The following is a 14,245-nucleotide window of genomic DNA, read 5'->3' as shown; positions in this document are numbered from 1 at the left end:
ATGGAAGTCATCCTGCTCGAACGTATCGAGAAATTGGGCGGTATCGGCGACGTCGTCACCGTCAAGAACGGCTTTGCCCGCAATTTCCTGTTGCCCAACAACAAGGCGCTGCGCGCGAACGAAGCCAACCGCAAGGTCTTTGAAGCCAATCGCGCGAAGATCGAATCGGACAATGCCGAACGCCGCACCGCCGCCGAAGGCCGGGCCAAGGACTTCGACGGCAAGCAGATCGTCCTGATCCGCCAGGCATCGAACACCGGCCAGCTCTATGGCTCGGTTTCGGTGCGCGACATCGTCGACGCGCTGGCCGAGGATGGCGCCAACGGCGTCACCAAGGCGATGATCGAGCTCGAACGCCCGATCAAGTCGCTCGGCCTGTTCGACGTCAAGGTCAAGCTGCACCCCGAGGTTGCGGTGACCGTCAGCGTCAACGTCGCGCGCTCGCCCGACGAGGCCGAGATGCAGAAGGAAGGCATCGACGTCATCGCCGCGATGTTCGAGGAAGAACAGGCTGCGATGGCCGCCGCGGCGCTCGAGCCCGACAGCGAAGACGAGTTCGAAGAGGGCACGCCTCCGTCGGACGCCGCCGCCGACGAAGCTCCCGCCGAGGACGAAGCGAGCGAGGAAGACGAAGAGGCCTGAGCCGCTTCGCTTTGCTTGCTGAGACAAGAGAGGCCCCGGCGCGATGCTCCGGGGCCTTTTCTCATGCGCGGACACGGGTGGTGGCGGGGCAGAAGGGCGGCTTCGGGGGCAGCGGACATAGACCAACCCCTCCTCTGAAGAGGAGGGGCTTAAGAACGTCCGCTCCCGCCCGATTCTTGCCGCCCGCCCCTACGCGTCCACCATCGCATGATATTCCGCTTCCGCCAGAAAGCGTTCGGCGTCGAGCGCCGCCATGCACCCCATGCCCGCGGCGGTGACCGCCTGGCGATAGATTTTGTCGGTAACATCGCCCGCGGCGAAGATGCCGGGGATCGCGGTCAGCGAGGTGCCGGGGGTGACCTCGAGATAGCCGTCGGCATCGAGCGGCAGCTTGCCCCTGAACAATTCGGTTGCCGGGCTGTGGCCGATCGCGACGAAGCCGCCGTCGGTCGCCTCATGACTCGCCTCGCCGGTTTCGGTGTCGATCAGGTCGACCCCGACGAGTCCCGCATTGCCCTCGCCCGCGACGAAGCGCGCGACCTTCTTGTTCCACAGGACCTTGATCTTGGGATTGGCGAAGAGGCGGTCCTGCAGGATCTTTTCGGCGCGCAGGCTGTCGCGGCGGTGGATCAGCGTCACATCGTCGCTGTGGTTGGTGAGGTAGAGCGCTTCTTCGACCGCGGTGTTGCCGCCGCCGATCACCACCACCTTCTTGCCGCGATAGAAAAAGCCGTCGCACGTCGCGCACGCCGACACGCCCTTGCCGCCGAGTTCCTGCTCGCCCTCGACGCCGAGCCATTTCGCCTGCGCGCCCGTCGCGATGACCAGCGTCTCGGCCAGATAGACATCGCCGCCGTCGCCGGTCAGCTTGAACGGGCGCTGCGACACGTCGACATCGACGATCGTGTCCCAGATCATCGTCGTGCCGACATGCGTCGCCTGCGCGGTCATCTGTTCCATCAGCCACGGCCCCTGGATCACCTCGGCGAATCCGGGGTAATTTTCGACATCGGTGGTGATGGTGAGCTGGCCGCCGGGCTGGAGCCCCTGCACGACGATCGGCTTCATCCCGGCGCGCGCGGCATAGATGGCCGCCGACAGGCCGGCGGGACCCGAGCCGAGAATGAGCATCCTGGTGTGATGGGTGGTGGGCATGGCAATCTTTCATTGGCTGTGCGGCCGGCACAGATGGGTGTTGCCAAGAGCGCTAGCAAGGGTCACCTTCCGCGCCAAGGGGAGATGGGAATATGGCGAGTTGGTGGGAACGTCATGGGGTGCCGCGCCTGATCAAATGCGCCTGCTCGCAGGGCCAGATCATGAAGGCGCGCAGCAAGGTCGTGCCCCATGCCGCTGGCGAGGTGCTCGAACTCGGCTGCGGCGGCGGGATCAACATGGAATTTTATGACCGGAACCGCGTCACGGGCTTCACCGGGCTCGACCCCTCGCCCGAATTGCTCGCGATGAGCCGCGCGGCGGCACAGGCGCATGGGATCGAGGCGCGGATCGAAGGCGGAGTCGGCGAGGCGATGCCCTTCGGGGACGCCTGCTTCGACACGGTGGTGACGACCTTCACCCTCTGCTCGGTCGCCGACCAGGCGGCGGTGCTCGCCGAAATCCGCCGCGTGCTGCGGCCGGGGGGCACCGCGATCTTCCTCGAACATGGCCGTGCGCCCGATCCCGGCGTCGCCAAATGGCAGCGGCGCATCGAGCCGCTGTGGAAGCGCATCGGCGGCAATTGCCACCTGACGCGGCCGATCGCCGACGCCTATGCAAAAGCCGGTTTCGCGGTCGACCGGCAGGGCGCACATTATATGCCAAAGACCCCGCGGCCGTTCGGCTGGGTCGAATATGGCACGGCGCGGGTAGCGGGCTGAAGCGCCGCCGAGCACGAGGGTCCGTTTTCGGGCGGGAGCGGACATTCGCGCCAATTTGAAGGCAATGACCAGAATCGACCGATAGGCGACGATCGGCATTTCATAACCTTGTCATTCCCGCGAAAGCGGGAATCCAGAGCGGGGTCAGCCGGCGCACGCTCTGGATTCCCGCTTTCGCGGGAATGACAAAGAGAGAGGGACGGCCGCGTCCCACCCCAAGTCGGACATCCGCCGCAAAAAACCGCTGTCCTACATTGTCCGGCTGTGCCAGCCTTCCTCTCGGCTCTTTCGATAGGTGGATAAAAGCGGTCACGGCCCGGCTTGCGGATGCGGGGAACCGGCGCGGCATGGTCGCCGAACGCGGCCCATCGGCGGCCGCACAAGGCTGAACTTCACTGAACTTTGAAACGACGGCGCGGACCCAGCCCGCGATAACCAAAGACGGCGATGGCAACTGGCCACCCCAAAGCCGGCACGCCGCCGCTATTCCTTCTCGCCCACCTCGACGAGCCCGTGCCCGACGCTCACCCGCTCGTCGAAGACGAAGCAGCTGCCGTGCCAGCGGCTCTCCGTCTCGGGCACCTGTTCGAGATAGGCGAGAATGCCGCCCTTCAGGTGGACGACGTCGGCGACGCCCTCGCTTTTCAGGAAAGCGGTCGATTTTTCGCAGCGGATGCCGCCGGTGCAGAACATCGCAATGCGCTTGCCCGCAAATTCCGCCGCATGGTCGCGCCACCAGCGCGGAAAATCGCCGAAACTCTTCGTATGCGGGTTCACCGCGCCATCGAAGCTGCCATAGCCGACCTCGAAATCGTTGCGCGTGTCGATGACGACGGTGCCGGGGTCGTCGACCACGGCGTTCCAGTCGGCGGGCGCGACATAGGCGCCGGCCTCGCGCGCCGGGTCGATCCCCGGCACCTTCATCGTCACGATTTCCTTTTTCAGCCGCACCTTCATCCGCTGGAACGGCATCGCCGCGGCGGTCGAATATTTGATGTCGAGGTCGGCGCAGTCCGGTAGCGAACGCACATGGCCGACTACCGCAGCGATGCCGGCCTCGCTCCCCGCGATCGTGCCGTTGATCCCCTCGCGCGCGAGCAGCAGCGTGCCCTTCACGCCTTGCGCATTGCAGAGCGCGAGCAGCGGTTCGCGCAGCGCGGCCGGGTCGTCGAACGGCGCGAAACGATAGAGGGCGGCGACGGTGAAGTTCATGGCGGCCGCCTTTAGCCGGGGCTGCCGCGCGAAGTCGAGAGGCCGCGCGCCCTAGCGGAACGGATCGCCCCGCCCCGTCGCATATTGCGCCATCGCCATCGTCGTCCATTGCGCGTTGACGCGGATGCAGCTCGGAAAGACGCTGGCGTCGGTGACGAGGACGTTGGTCGTCCCGTGGACGCGGCAGTCGGGATCGACGATGCCATAGGCGGGATTTTCGTTGATCGCGTTGCCGCCGTGCGGGTGGCTGCTCGACAGGGTGACGTCGTCGGCCTCGCGGATCGCGTCGTCGAAAAAGGCGTCGACGTCCATGCCGGGGGTCACCACCTGCCCCTTGGCCAGCGCCGGATAGCATTCGAGCGCGCCGGCGGCGAAATGCACCTTGGTCAGCGTCGCCATCGCGCGGCGCAGCACCGGCAGATCCTCATGCTCGTCGAGCCGGAACTTGAGCTTGCCGCCGTCGACATGCCCGCGCCGGTCGGCGGGGAAGAGAATGCCCGCCGAATGCACGCGGCCGTATCGCTTCATCCGCGCCTGGTGCTCGTCGAACCAGCCGGGCATCAGCGACGCCATCGACATCGGCGGCTGGAAGTGGCTTTCGAGCAGGAAATCGCCGCAATCGACATAGCTCGACATCTGGTCCTCGTCCCATGCGTCGCCGCCGACGTTGTCGGGCATCAGCGCGACGACCGGTGAGGCGACGTTCAAGGAGACGCGCTTGCCCGTGCCGTCGATGTCGCTGCGATCGAGCAGCTTCGACGAGGCGATCGTCCCCGCCGCGACGACCACCCCAATGCGCGCGCGCACCAGCGTCTTCGACCCGTCGGGCAGCACCAGCTTCACCGCCTCGGCCTCGCGGCGCCCGTCGATCGCATGCTGCCACAATATCTTGTCGGCCTTTGTCCCCGCGATGATCCGCGCGCCATGGTCGCGGCACGCATCGGGCAGATAGGTCTGCGCCATCCCCAGCCGCCGGCCATAGGCGCAGCCCGAGTTGCAATAGCCGCAATAGCCGCAGGCGGTGGACGTGTTCGGCGGCCCGAAATTCTTCGCGAACCAGTCGGCGACCGCGCGCCGGTCCTTCGGATCGGACGAGGTCGCGGCATAGGCCGCCCAGCCGTTCAGCAGATGCGGTCCATTGTGCCGCCCGCTCCGCGGCTCGATCTTCGCAATGCCGAGCCGCGCCTGCACCGCATCATAGGCGGCGTGAAAGGCGGCAGCGTCGACCGGCGCGCCCATTGCGGACCATTTGGCCAGCACGTCGGGCGCGTCGGGATGGGTGCGCCCCGCCTCGTTGACGCGCAGGCAGATGCCGTTGTTGATCGTCGACGAGCCCCCGACGCAGCGCCCCTGAAACACCACGAAATCGCGGTTGGTCGACGTCTGCAGCGCGCCATGCTTGTAAAGCTGCGCGATCATGTCGAGCTCGTGATGGGTGATGCGCGGCGAGGGATAGAAAGGCCCCGCCTCGACGATCAGCACCTTGTAACCTTGTGCCGCGACATTATGCGCCGCGATCGCCCCGCCCGCGCCCGAACCGACGACGATCACGTCATATTCCTGCTCGAGCCCGGCGGCGTCGATGACATGAGCGGGGTCGATCTCGCGGCCCGTCACCGGCGGGATCGGGGTCGCGATGTCGCTTGCGCCGCGGTGGCGGAATTTGGGCAGGGTGAAGCCGATCTGCGCATGGACCGGGTTGGCGGCATTCTCGTCCTCGCCGCCCGGCTGCCAATGGCCATAATAGCAGGCATAGATGATCCCGCGCAGCCGCCCCATGTCCTGAAACAGATCGAAGCTCGTATTCTGCATCCGGTCACGGATGCGCTCGACGCGCGTTTCGACGCTGACGAGGGCGAACAGCGGTCCGAGCGCGACCTCGGTCAAGGTCAGCGACAGGCGGATCTCGTCGAGCTTCGTCCCGCCGACCTTCGCGAACAGATCGGTGACGTTGGCGACGACCTGATCGGCCGAAATCGCCATCTCCGCGCCATGAAACAGCGCCTCGGTCAGCGCCTTCAGAAATTTGAGTTGCCCGAAATTGAACGGTGCCATCGCTCTGCCCCCTATGCCAAGCGACCCGGTTTTCTTTCGACTCTTCCGGATTTGCGGCGCCGATGGCAAGCGCAATCTGACGGCAGCGGCGCCCGGCGGCGGCGGCGGCCACCGCGGCGCTCGATCCCCGACAGTCCTAGGCCGCGCCCTCGACGGCAAGAAACGGCTCCACGACACGCATGGCGCGCTCGATATAGGCCGCCTTCTCGCCGACCGGCGCGACATAGTGCAGCGCCTCTTCGGCCGCCTGCGGCCCGGCGAGCCGGGCGATGATCCAGGCCGCAAGATATTGCGAGGCGAGGCAGCCGCCCGCGGTCGCCACATTGCCATGCGCGACGAACGGCGCGTCGAGCACCTCGACCCCCGCTTCGATCACCCACGGCCTGGTCGTGAGGTCGGTGCAGGCGGGCAGGTCGCCGATCAGCCCGAGCCTGGCGAGCAAAAGCGTCCCCGAACATTGCGCCCCCACCAGCTGACGCGCCGGATCGAGCCCGATGCGGCCGAGCATCGCCGCGTCGGCCGCGATCTCGCGCGTCTTTACGCCGCTGCCGACGATCACCGCGTCGGCTTCGGATGCGAATTCGAGCGGCTGTTGCCGGTCGATCGTCACCCCGTTCATCGAGGTGACCTGGGGTGTCGGCGCCGCGATATGCGCCGCCCATCCCCGCCCGCGCAGCCGGTTCAGGATGGCCGCGGCAACGAAGCTGTCGAGTTCGTTGAAACCGTCGAACGTCAAAACCGCAATCTGCATGGAAGAATCTCCGAATGGTGAAGGGGTAAAACTTTACGGGTGCAGCCCGAATTTGGAAGAGGGCTTCGGACACCGCTGCCCGCCGTCAATCGCTTTCCGTTTACGTAAAGTGATTGCGCACGCCGCGCCGACAGGTTACGCCTTTGCCCATGTTTTTCGGCTTTCTCGACGAGCTTCGCGCCGCGGGCATTCCCGCCAGCCTGAAAGAGCATCTGATGCTGCTCGAGGCGCTCGACCGCGAGGTGATCGACCGCAGCCCCGAGCAATTCTATTATCTCTCGCGCGCCATCTATGTGAAGGACGAGGGCCTGCTCGACCGCTTCGACCAAGTGTTCAACAAGGTCTTCAAGGGGTTGCTCACCGACTATGGCCAGAACCCCGTCGACATCCCGGAGGAATGGCTGAAGGCCGTCGCCGAAAAATATCTGACGCCCGAGGAGATGGAGGCGATCAAGTCGCTCGGCGACTGGGACGAGATCATGGAGACGCTGAAGAAGCGGCTCGAGGAACAGCAGAAGCGCCACCAGGGCGGCAACAAATGGATCGGCACCGGCGGCACTTCGCCCTTCGGCAATTCGGGCTACAACCCCGAAGGCGTGCGGATCGGAGGCGAGAGCAAGCACAAGCGCGCGCTGAAGGTGTGGGAAAAGCGCGAGTTCCAGAATCTCGACAACACCAAGGAACTCGGCACGCGCAACATCAAGATCGCGCTCCGCCGCCTGCGCAAATTCGCGCGCGAGGGCGCCGCCGACGAGCTGGACATCGCGGGGACGATCGACGGCACCGCGCGGCAGGGCTGGCTCGACATCAGGATGCGTCCCGAACGGCGCAACGCGGTGAAGCTGCTCCTCTTCCTCGACGTCGGCGGGTCGATGGACCCCTTCATCAAGCTGTGCGAGGAACTGTTCAGCGCCGCGACGAGCGAGTTCAAGAACCTGGAGTTCTTCTATTTCCACAACTGCCCCTATGAGGGCGTGTGGAAGGACAATAAGCGCCGCTGGTCGGAACGCACGCCGATGTGGGACATCCTCCACAAATATGGCCATGATTACAAACTGGTGTTCGTCGGCGACGCGTCGATGAGCGCCTATGAAATCACCCATCCGGGCGGCAGCGTCGAACATTTCAACGAGGAAGCCGGGGCGGTGTGGTTGCAGCGGATGACCAATGTCTATCCCGCCGCGGTGTGGCTCAACCCGGTTCCGCAAGCGCATTGGGGCTACACCCAGTCGGTGAAGCTGATCAAGCAGCTGATGAACGAGCGGATGTATCCGCTGACCCTCGCCGGCCTCGACGACGCGATGCGCGAACTGACACGAAAGCATTGACGTAGCGTGGGCCTATTCAGGGACAGGCTGCGCGGCTGGTTCGGACGGTATGAGATAGAAGACCCGCGGCCGATCGCCGCCGAGGCGCCCTATACTTTCTATCTTCCCTCAGAGAATGAGCTGTTGGCAGTATCGCCCGGCGACCTCGTCAAACTGATTTTCCGGTCGATTCCCGATAGCAGCGAATGGGGCGCAGAACGCATGTGGGTCATCGTGACGGCGGCAGAGGGAGCGTGGTTGACCGGTACGCTCGACAATCATCCACTTGACATGCCCCAGCTCAAAGCCGGTGATCGCGTGACATTTGCCCGCGGGCATATCATCGACATCGACTGGAGCGAGGATCGCGCCACCCCTCCGCCGACCGCCCCTGCCCGCCGCGAATATTGGGATCGCTGCTTTGTCGATGACCAGATTCTCGATGGTCGGCTCAAGGTGGAATATCTGTATCGCGAGGAACCCGACCCGCCACGCGACGGAGACAAATACCCCGACAGCGGCTGGCGCTTTCGATGCGACACACGCGGCCTGACCAAAGAGGAATATGAAAATCCCAGTTTCAGCTATATCGCCATCGGCAAGGTGCTGAACGCGGATGATAGCTGGTTGCCCCTGATCGACGCGCCCGTGGGCAGCGCATATCTGCGCGATTGGGAAACCGGCGCTTTTCAGCCAATGTCCATGCACCGAGACGATCGGGATGACTGAGAAAATTGGGCGCCATTCGCGTTTCTACGCCGTGCGTGTCCAATTGGAAGCGATGGCGGTCGCGCCAGGACCGCGCGGCTGGTTCCTCGAGTTTCTCGTTTTCGGCTTCAAGCAGGGCTGGGCGTGCCTGTTCGGCGGCCTGATGCTCGCACTTCTTCTCGGCACGCATTTCTTCTGGCCCGAAGGCGCGCCGCTTCACCGCTATGACGCGATCACCATCGGCGCGGTGCTGATTCAGCTCGGTATGCTCATGTTCCGGCTCGAAACGCCGAAGGAAGCGCTCGTCATCCTGATCTTTCACATCGTCGGCACGGTGATGGAGCTGTTCAAGACCGCCGCCGGGTCGTGGCAATATCCCGAGGCGAGCCTGCTCCATATCGGCGCGGTGCCGCTCTTCTCGGGCTTTATGTATGCCGCGGTGGGCAGCTATATCGCGCGCGTCTGGCGCATCTTCGATTTCCGCTACACCCATTATCCGCCGATGTGGACGAGCTATGTGCTGGCCGCCGCCATCTATATCAATTTCTTTGCGCACCATTGGCTACCCGACATCCGCTGGCTGCTCTTCGCCGCGACGGCGCTGCTCTTCTGGCGCTGTCAGATATGGTTCCGCCCGCTGCACCTCCACCGCCGGATGCCGCTGCTCGTCGGCTGGGGTCTCGTCGCGCTCTTCATCTGGTTCGCCGAAAATATCGGCACCTTCGCGCGCGCATGGACCTATCCGAGCCAGAACCACGGCTGGCACATGGTCGGCGTCGAAAAGCTCGGCAGCTGGTATCTGCTGATGATCATCTCCTTCGTGCTGGTCAGCCTGGTGCAGCGGCCGAAGGGGCTCGACGCCTGACGATCAGCCGATCGGCTCGTCGATCGACGTCGGCGGCTCGCTGAACCATTTCGGCCCTGCCCCGGTCATATGGAAGCAATCCTCCAGCCTTATACCGAACTCGCCGGGGATATAGATGCCGGGTTCGTTCGAGAAGCACATGCCCGGCGCCAGCGCCGTGGTTTCGCCGCGCACCAGATTGACCGGCTCGTGCCCATCGAGGCCGATGCCATGGCCGGTGCGGTGCGAGGTGCCGGGCAGCTTGTAGCCAGGGCCATAGCCGAGGCCTTCATAATAGGCGCGCACCGCATCGTCGACCGCGCCCGCGGGGGTGCCGAGCTGCGCCGCGGCGAAGGCGACCCGCTGCCCTTCGCGCATCTGATCCCACACCTGACGCTGGCGCGCGCTCGCCGTGCCATGGACCCAGCTGCGCGAAATGTCGGACTGATAGCCGTGGACGTTGCAGCCGCAGTCCATCAGCACCACCTCGCCCGGCCGCACCATCTGCGGCTTGCCGCTGCCGTGCGGATAGGCGCTCGCCTCGCCGAGCAGCACCAGCGCGAATTCGGGCTCCCCGCCCAGCGCCCGCGTCGCGCCGTTCATGATCGCGCCGATGTCGGCGGGGGTCATCCCCGCCTCCACCCGCGGCGCGGTGTAGCGATAGGCGGCCATGGTAATGTCGGTCGCGAGGCTCATCAGCGCGATCTCCGCCGCCGATTTGATCATCCGGCACCCGCGCACGACCGGCGCGCCGTTGACGACGGTGACATCGGGCATCGCCTTTTTAAGCCCGTCGACCGCGAAATAGCGCACCGTTTCCTCGATGCCGATCCTGCCCTTGCTGAGCCCGCGCTTGCCGAGCCAGGCGGCGACAACGGCAAGCGGATTCTCGTCCTCGTTCCACACCAGCACCTCGGCTTCGACGCCGAGGCTCTCGCGCACCGAAGGTTCCTCGAAAAAGGGCGTGACGATCGCCACCTCGCCCTCGCGCGTCAGCACCGCGGCGGTCAACCGCTCGCTGCGCCACCAGTGGACGCCGGTGAAATAGATGAGGCTCGCCCCCGGCTCGATCAGCAGCGCATCCATGTCGTTCGCGCGCAAGAGCTGCGTGGCCTTCGCAAGCCGCACCTTATGCTCGTCGGCGCCGATCGGCTGCGCGTCCTTCGCCATATTGGCGAGGCCGGTGAAATCGTCCGCCGCCCAGCTCGCCGCAGGCAGGCCGACCGCCAGCCCGCCGAGTGCCGCCGCGCCCATGAATTGTCGCCGATGCATGGTCTCAACCATCCCTTTTCCCGCTTGCCCTGAGCTTGTCGAAGGGCCGTTTTTCCTGCTCCGTCCGAAAAGGACAGCCCTTCGACAAGCTCAGGGCGAACGGAGGAAGAAGAAGAAATTCAATATATTAACAATTCCGCGATCTCCTCGCGCCAGCCTGCCTCGTCGGGCAGCGCCAGCGCGTCGAGATCGCCCGGCTGCGCACCGGCGTCGTCGACCCACTCGCGCAGAGCCGTGCCGCCGTTGATCACGTCGATCGCCAGCACATCGTCGGTATATTCATATTTGAAATCCTTGCCGCGCCAGAGCGGATAGTCGCCATAGAGCGCATGGATCGCCTTGAAGCCGAGCGCCTGCACGCGCCACGGGCGGAAGGCTTCATGATCGTACCACGGCCCCTCGGCGTGGATGTGGATGCCGCTGTTGAGCTGCCTCATATGCTTGTGAAAGGTCGGCTCGAACCAGATGTCGCGCAATTTACAGCCCGCGAGCCATTGGGGAGCGAGCTGCCGCATTTCGGCGATCAGCGCCCGCGCGTCGATGTCGGGCGCGCCGAACAGTTCGAGCGGGCGCGTCGTCCCCCTGCCCTCGCTCAGGGTCGCGCCCTCGACCATCACCGTCCCGGCATAGGCGCGCGCCATGTTGACGTTCGCGGCGTTGGGGCTGGGGTTGATCCAGACGCGATCCGCGGGCCAGCCGAAGCCCGGCGCCGCATCGGGCCGCCACCCCTCCATCTCGATCACGCGATAATCGACATCGAGCCCGAAGTGGCGGATAAACCAATGCCCCATTTCGCCGAGCGTCAGCCCGTGACGCATCACCATCGGTCCCGCGCCGACGAAGCTTTCCCAGCCTGCGCGGAGCCGTGTGCCCTCGACGGGGCGGCCGGCGGGGTTCGGCCGGTCGAGCACCCACACCGCCTTGCCATGCTCGGCGGCGGCTTCGAGGATATAGAGCAAGGTCGTCACATAAGTGTAGATGCGGCAGCCGAGATCCTGCAGATCGACGAGCAGCACGTCGAATATGTGCATCGACTGGCCGGTCGGCCGGCGCACTTCGCCATAGAGGCTAAAACAAGGAACACCATACACCGGATCGGTGAAATCGGGCGACTCCATCATATTGTCCTGAAGGTCGCCGCGCACGCCGTGCTGCGGCCCGAACACCGCAGTGACGTTGACCCCCGCCGCAACGAGCGCGTCGAGGCTGTGCGTCAGACCGGCGGTCACCGATGCGGGGTGCGCGAGCAGCGCGACGCGCTTGCCTTCGAGCGGTTTGCGCAGGCCGGGTTCGGAAAGCAGGCGGTCGATGCCGAATTGGACTGTCATGCCGCGGGGGGTGCCCCAAGCGTGAGCGCAAAGCAATCGCGATGATGAAAGTCGGGCTTCCCCGGCGGATGGCGGAGCGCCCAATAGCTTCTGGTTCCGCCGATTTCCTCGATCACCGCGGCGAGCGCCAGCTTGCTGCCCCGGTCGGGCAGGATGCCGGGCTCGACGCGCAGGATATAGAGGCCCTCGCCGCGTTCGCTCGTCATCTCCCACGGCGCCAGCTCGTCGGTCCGGGCGAGCGAGCGATAATCGTCGAACTGATAACAGGCCCAGCGCCCGTCGGGAGCATAGTTGAACTCGGTATAGTCGGCTTCGCCCTCTTCGGTCAGAAAGGCCTCGAAACAGGTGGTCTGCCACAGCCCGTCGGTCGGCGCGTCGGCGATGACGAGCGCGCCCTCGCCCGGCGGCAGCACGACGCGCGCGACATCGCCCTCGACCCCGAAGCGCAGCGCGAACCCGTCGCCGAGCGAAAAGGACACCTCGACCCACACGGCCTGCACCGCGTCAGCGGGGGTGTCGGGGTGGCAGATCAACTCTTTCCGCACGCTATCCAAATCGCAAACCCCATGCTAAGCGCCCCCCGCTTTCAAAGAGGCCGCCATGACCAGCTATAAATCCGACCTGCTGCGCCTGCTCGACGAGCGAGGCTATATCCACCAGATGACCGACGCGGAAGGGCTCGATGCGCTCGCCGCGTCGCAGGTCGTGCCCGCCTATATCGGCTTCGACGCCACCGCGCCGAGCCTGCATGTCGGCAGCCTGGTGCAGATCATGATGCTGCGCCGCCTGCAACAGACGGGGCACAAGCCGATCGTGCTGATGGGCGGCGGGACGACGCGGATCGGTGACCCGACCGGGCGCGACGAGAGCCGCAAGATGCTCGACGATGCGACGATCGAAGCGAATATCGCGTCGATCCGCACCATCTTCGAGCCCTTCCTGATCTTCGGCGACGGCCCGACCGACGCGGTGATGGTCAACAACCACGACTGGCTCGGCCAGCTCGGCTATATCGAACTGCTGCAACAGGTGGGCACCCATTTCACGATCAACCGGATGCTGACCTTCGATTCGGTCCGCCTGCGGCTCGAGCGCGAGCAGCCGATGACCTTCCTCGAGTTCAATTACATGATCCTCCAGGGCTATGATTTCCGCCATCTGTCGAAAGACATGGGGGTGCGGTTGCAGATGGGCGGCTCCGACCAGTGGGGCAATATCGTCAATGGCATCGAACTCGGCCGCCGCATGGACGGAACCGAGCTTTACGGCCTCACGACGCCGCTGCTCACGACCGCAGCGGGTGCCAAAATGGGAAAAACGGCGGCCGGAGCGGTCTGGCTCAACGCCGACCAGCTGTCCCATTTCGACTATTGGCAATATTGGCGGAACAGCGACGACCGCGATGTCGGCAGATTCCTGAAGCTCTTCACCGACCTGCCGCTCGCCGAGATTGCGCGCCTCGAAGCGCTCGAGGGCGCCGAGATCAACGAGGCGAAAAAGATCCTCGCGAACGAGGCGACCGCCCTGTGCCGCGGTGCCGAGGCGGCGCGCGCCGCGGCCGAGACCGCGACGCAAACCTTTGAAAAGGGCCATATCGGCGGCGACTTGCCGCAGGTCGCGGCACCCGCCGACGGGCTGCGCATCCTCGATGCGCTGCGCGAGCTCGGCTTTGCCGCGTCGAACAAGGAGGCGCGACGCAAGCTCGAAGAGGGCGCGGTGAAGGTGGCGGGCGAGGTCGTCCGCGACCCGCACCACCTGATCGCGCCCGCCGCCGATCCCGTTCCGGTCAGCCTCGGCGCGAAGAAGCACGGCCTCGTCACCCGCTGAAAGATGAAGCGATATTTACCGATTTTTGAGGAATCGGGTTGATCCTTCCCGCCAGACCAGCAAGGTTAGGATTATGCGCAAGATCGACACCAACAAGGCCCACTATGTCGGCCTGGATCAGCGGCTTTCGCCGCGTAGCGACGTTTATTGCCGCCTGCCCTTCGTGATGCCCGACGGGCGCCAGGAAATGTGTACCTGCGTCAATATCAGCGCCGACGGCCTGCTGATGCGCTTCGAGCGCGGGCTCGAACCCGGCGACCTTGTCGTCTTCCGGATGCCGATCGTCGGCCGTGTCGCCGCCAAGGTGATCTGGTCGCTCGGCGGCAAGACCGGCGTGCAGTTCGAAAAGATGATCTCGGTCGAGGATTATCTGCCGACGATCCGCGCGATGGGCGCGCGTGGGGACGTGAATTAAGCCTGAAGAA

Annotated in this window: 14 protein-coding genes; 7 read left to right on the top strand and 7 right to left on the bottom strand. The window is 65.1% G+C overall.

The window, feature by feature from the left end; translation table 11 throughout:
* A complete protein-coding gene (gene rplI / locus KNJ79_RS05950; RefSeq protein WP_089217217.1) occupies positions 1 to 642 on the top strand; it encodes a 50S ribosomal protein L9 in 642 nt (213 codons plus the stop codon).
* Between the two features lie 189 nt (positions 643 to 831).
* Here rplI and trxB read toward each other — a convergent pair whose 3' ends face one another.
* Positions 832 to 1,797 carry a thioredoxin-disulfide reductase gene (gene trxB, locus KNJ79_RS05945; RefSeq protein ID WP_317153202.1) on the bottom strand — a complete coding sequence of 322 codons (966 nt, stop codon included), beginning with the start codon at positions 1,795 to 1,797 and terminating at the stop codon, positions 832 to 834.
* A gap of 92 nt (positions 1,798 to 1,889) precedes the next feature.
* Here trxB and KNJ79_RS05940 point away from each other — a divergent pair, with 92 nt between their 5' ends.
* Positions 1,890 to 2,516 carry a class I SAM-dependent methyltransferase gene (locus tag KNJ79_RS05940; RefSeq protein WP_317153201.1) on the top strand — a complete coding sequence of 209 codons (627 nt, stop codon included), beginning with the start codon at positions 1,890 to 1,892 and terminating at the stop codon, positions 2,514 to 2,516.
* A 483-nt stretch (positions 2,517 to 2,999) separates the two neighbouring features.
* Here KNJ79_RS05940 and trhO read toward each other — a convergent pair whose 3' ends face one another.
* The 3 genes from trhO to KNJ79_RS05925 form a co-directional block, all read right to left on the bottom strand.
* Positions 3,000 to 3,728 (bottom strand): oxygen-dependent tRNA uridine(34) hydroxylase TrhO, encoded by a 729-nt coding sequence (trhO, locus tag KNJ79_RS05935; protein WP_317153200.1) that lies wholly within the window; start codon positions 3,726 to 3,728, stop codon positions 3,000 to 3,002.
* Between the two features lie 51 nt (positions 3,729 to 3,779).
* A complete protein-coding gene (locus KNJ79_RS05930; protein ID WP_317153199.1) occupies positions 3,780 to 5,783 on the bottom strand; it encodes a GMC family oxidoreductase N-terminal domain-containing protein in 2,004 nt (667 codons plus the stop codon).
* Between the two features lie 136 nt (positions 5,784 to 5,919).
* Positions 5,920 to 6,534, bottom strand: a complete 615-nt coding sequence (locus KNJ79_RS05925) for a DJ-1/PfpI family protein (RefSeq protein WP_317153198.1) — start codon at positions 6,532 to 6,534, stop codon at positions 5,920 to 5,922.
* Between the two features lie 149 nt (positions 6,535 to 6,683).
* On the opposite strand from KNJ79_RS05925, the gene KNJ79_RS05920 reads away from it, so the two are divergent.
* Genes KNJ79_RS05920 through KNJ79_RS05910 form a run of 3 tightly spaced genes read left to right on the top strand, consistent with a single transcriptional unit; the run spans position 6,684 to position 9,414 of the window.
* Positions 6,684 to 7,862, top strand: coding sequence for a vWA domain-containing protein (locus tag KNJ79_RS05920; protein WP_089217224.1), 1,179 nt, complete (start codon positions 6,684 to 6,686; stop codon positions 7,860 to 7,862).
* Positions 7,863 to 7,868: 6 nt separating this feature from the next.
* A complete protein-coding gene (locus tag KNJ79_RS05915; protein WP_317153197.1) occupies positions 7,869 to 8,570 on the top strand; it encodes an immunity protein Imm33 domain-containing protein in 702 nt (233 codons plus the stop codon).
* Positions 8,563 to 9,414 (top strand): DUF817 domain-containing protein, encoded by an 852-nt coding sequence (locus KNJ79_RS05910; RefSeq protein WP_089217226.1) that lies wholly within the window; start codon positions 8,563 to 8,565, stop codon positions 9,412 to 9,414. Before KNJ79_RS05915 ends, KNJ79_RS05910 begins: the two co-directional genes overlap by 8 nt.
* Positions 9,415 to 9,417: 3 nt before the next feature.
* Here KNJ79_RS05910 and KNJ79_RS05905 read toward each other — a convergent pair whose 3' ends face one another.
* The 3 genes from KNJ79_RS05905 to KNJ79_RS05895 all read right to left on the bottom strand — a co-directional run bounded on the left by KNJ79_RS05905 (position 9,418) and on the right by KNJ79_RS05895 (position 12,538).
* Positions 9,418 to 10,677 (bottom strand): M24 family metallopeptidase, encoded by a 1,260-nt coding sequence (locus KNJ79_RS05905; RefSeq protein WP_317153196.1) that lies wholly within the window; start codon positions 10,675 to 10,677, stop codon positions 9,418 to 9,420.
* 107 nt (positions 10,678 to 10,784) lie between these two features.
* Positions 10,785 to 11,993: an exo-beta-N-acetylmuramidase NamZ family protein gene (locus tag KNJ79_RS05900; protein WP_317153195.1), complete on the bottom strand. Its 1,209-nt coding sequence runs from the start codon at positions 11,991 to 11,993 to the stop codon at positions 10,785 to 10,787.
* Positions 11,990 to 12,538 (bottom strand): DOMON-like domain-containing protein, encoded by a 549-nt coding sequence (locus tag KNJ79_RS05895; RefSeq protein WP_317153194.1) that lies wholly within the window; start codon positions 12,536 to 12,538, stop codon positions 11,990 to 11,992. Before KNJ79_RS05895 ends, KNJ79_RS05900 begins: the two co-directional genes overlap by 4 nt.
* A 55-nt stretch (positions 12,539 to 12,593) precedes the next feature.
* On the opposite strand from KNJ79_RS05895, the gene tyrS reads away from it, so the two are divergent.
* Both tyrS and KNJ79_RS05885 read left to right on the top strand, forming a co-directional pair.
* Entirely contained in the window at positions 12,594 to 13,820 is a 1,227-nt protein-coding gene (gene tyrS, locus KNJ79_RS05890) for a tyrosine--tRNA ligase (RefSeq protein WP_317153193.1), read from the top strand.
* A gap of 73 nt (positions 13,821 to 13,893) precedes the next feature.
* Complete coding sequence (locus KNJ79_RS05885; RefSeq protein WP_089217230.1) at positions 13,894 to 14,235, top strand: PilZ domain-containing protein; 342 nt, start codon at positions 13,894 to 13,896, stop codon at positions 14,233 to 14,235.
* The last annotated feature ends 10 nt before the right edge of the window (positions 14,236 to 14,245 follow it).

Origin of the sequence: Sphingopyxis indica (assembly GCF_032879645.1) — a bacterium.
Taxonomy (GTDB): Bacteria; Pseudomonadota; Alphaproteobacteria; order Sphingomonadales; family Sphingomonadaceae; genus Sphingopyxis; species Sphingopyxis indica.
This window is presented reverse-complemented; position numbering and strand designations above follow the sequence as displayed.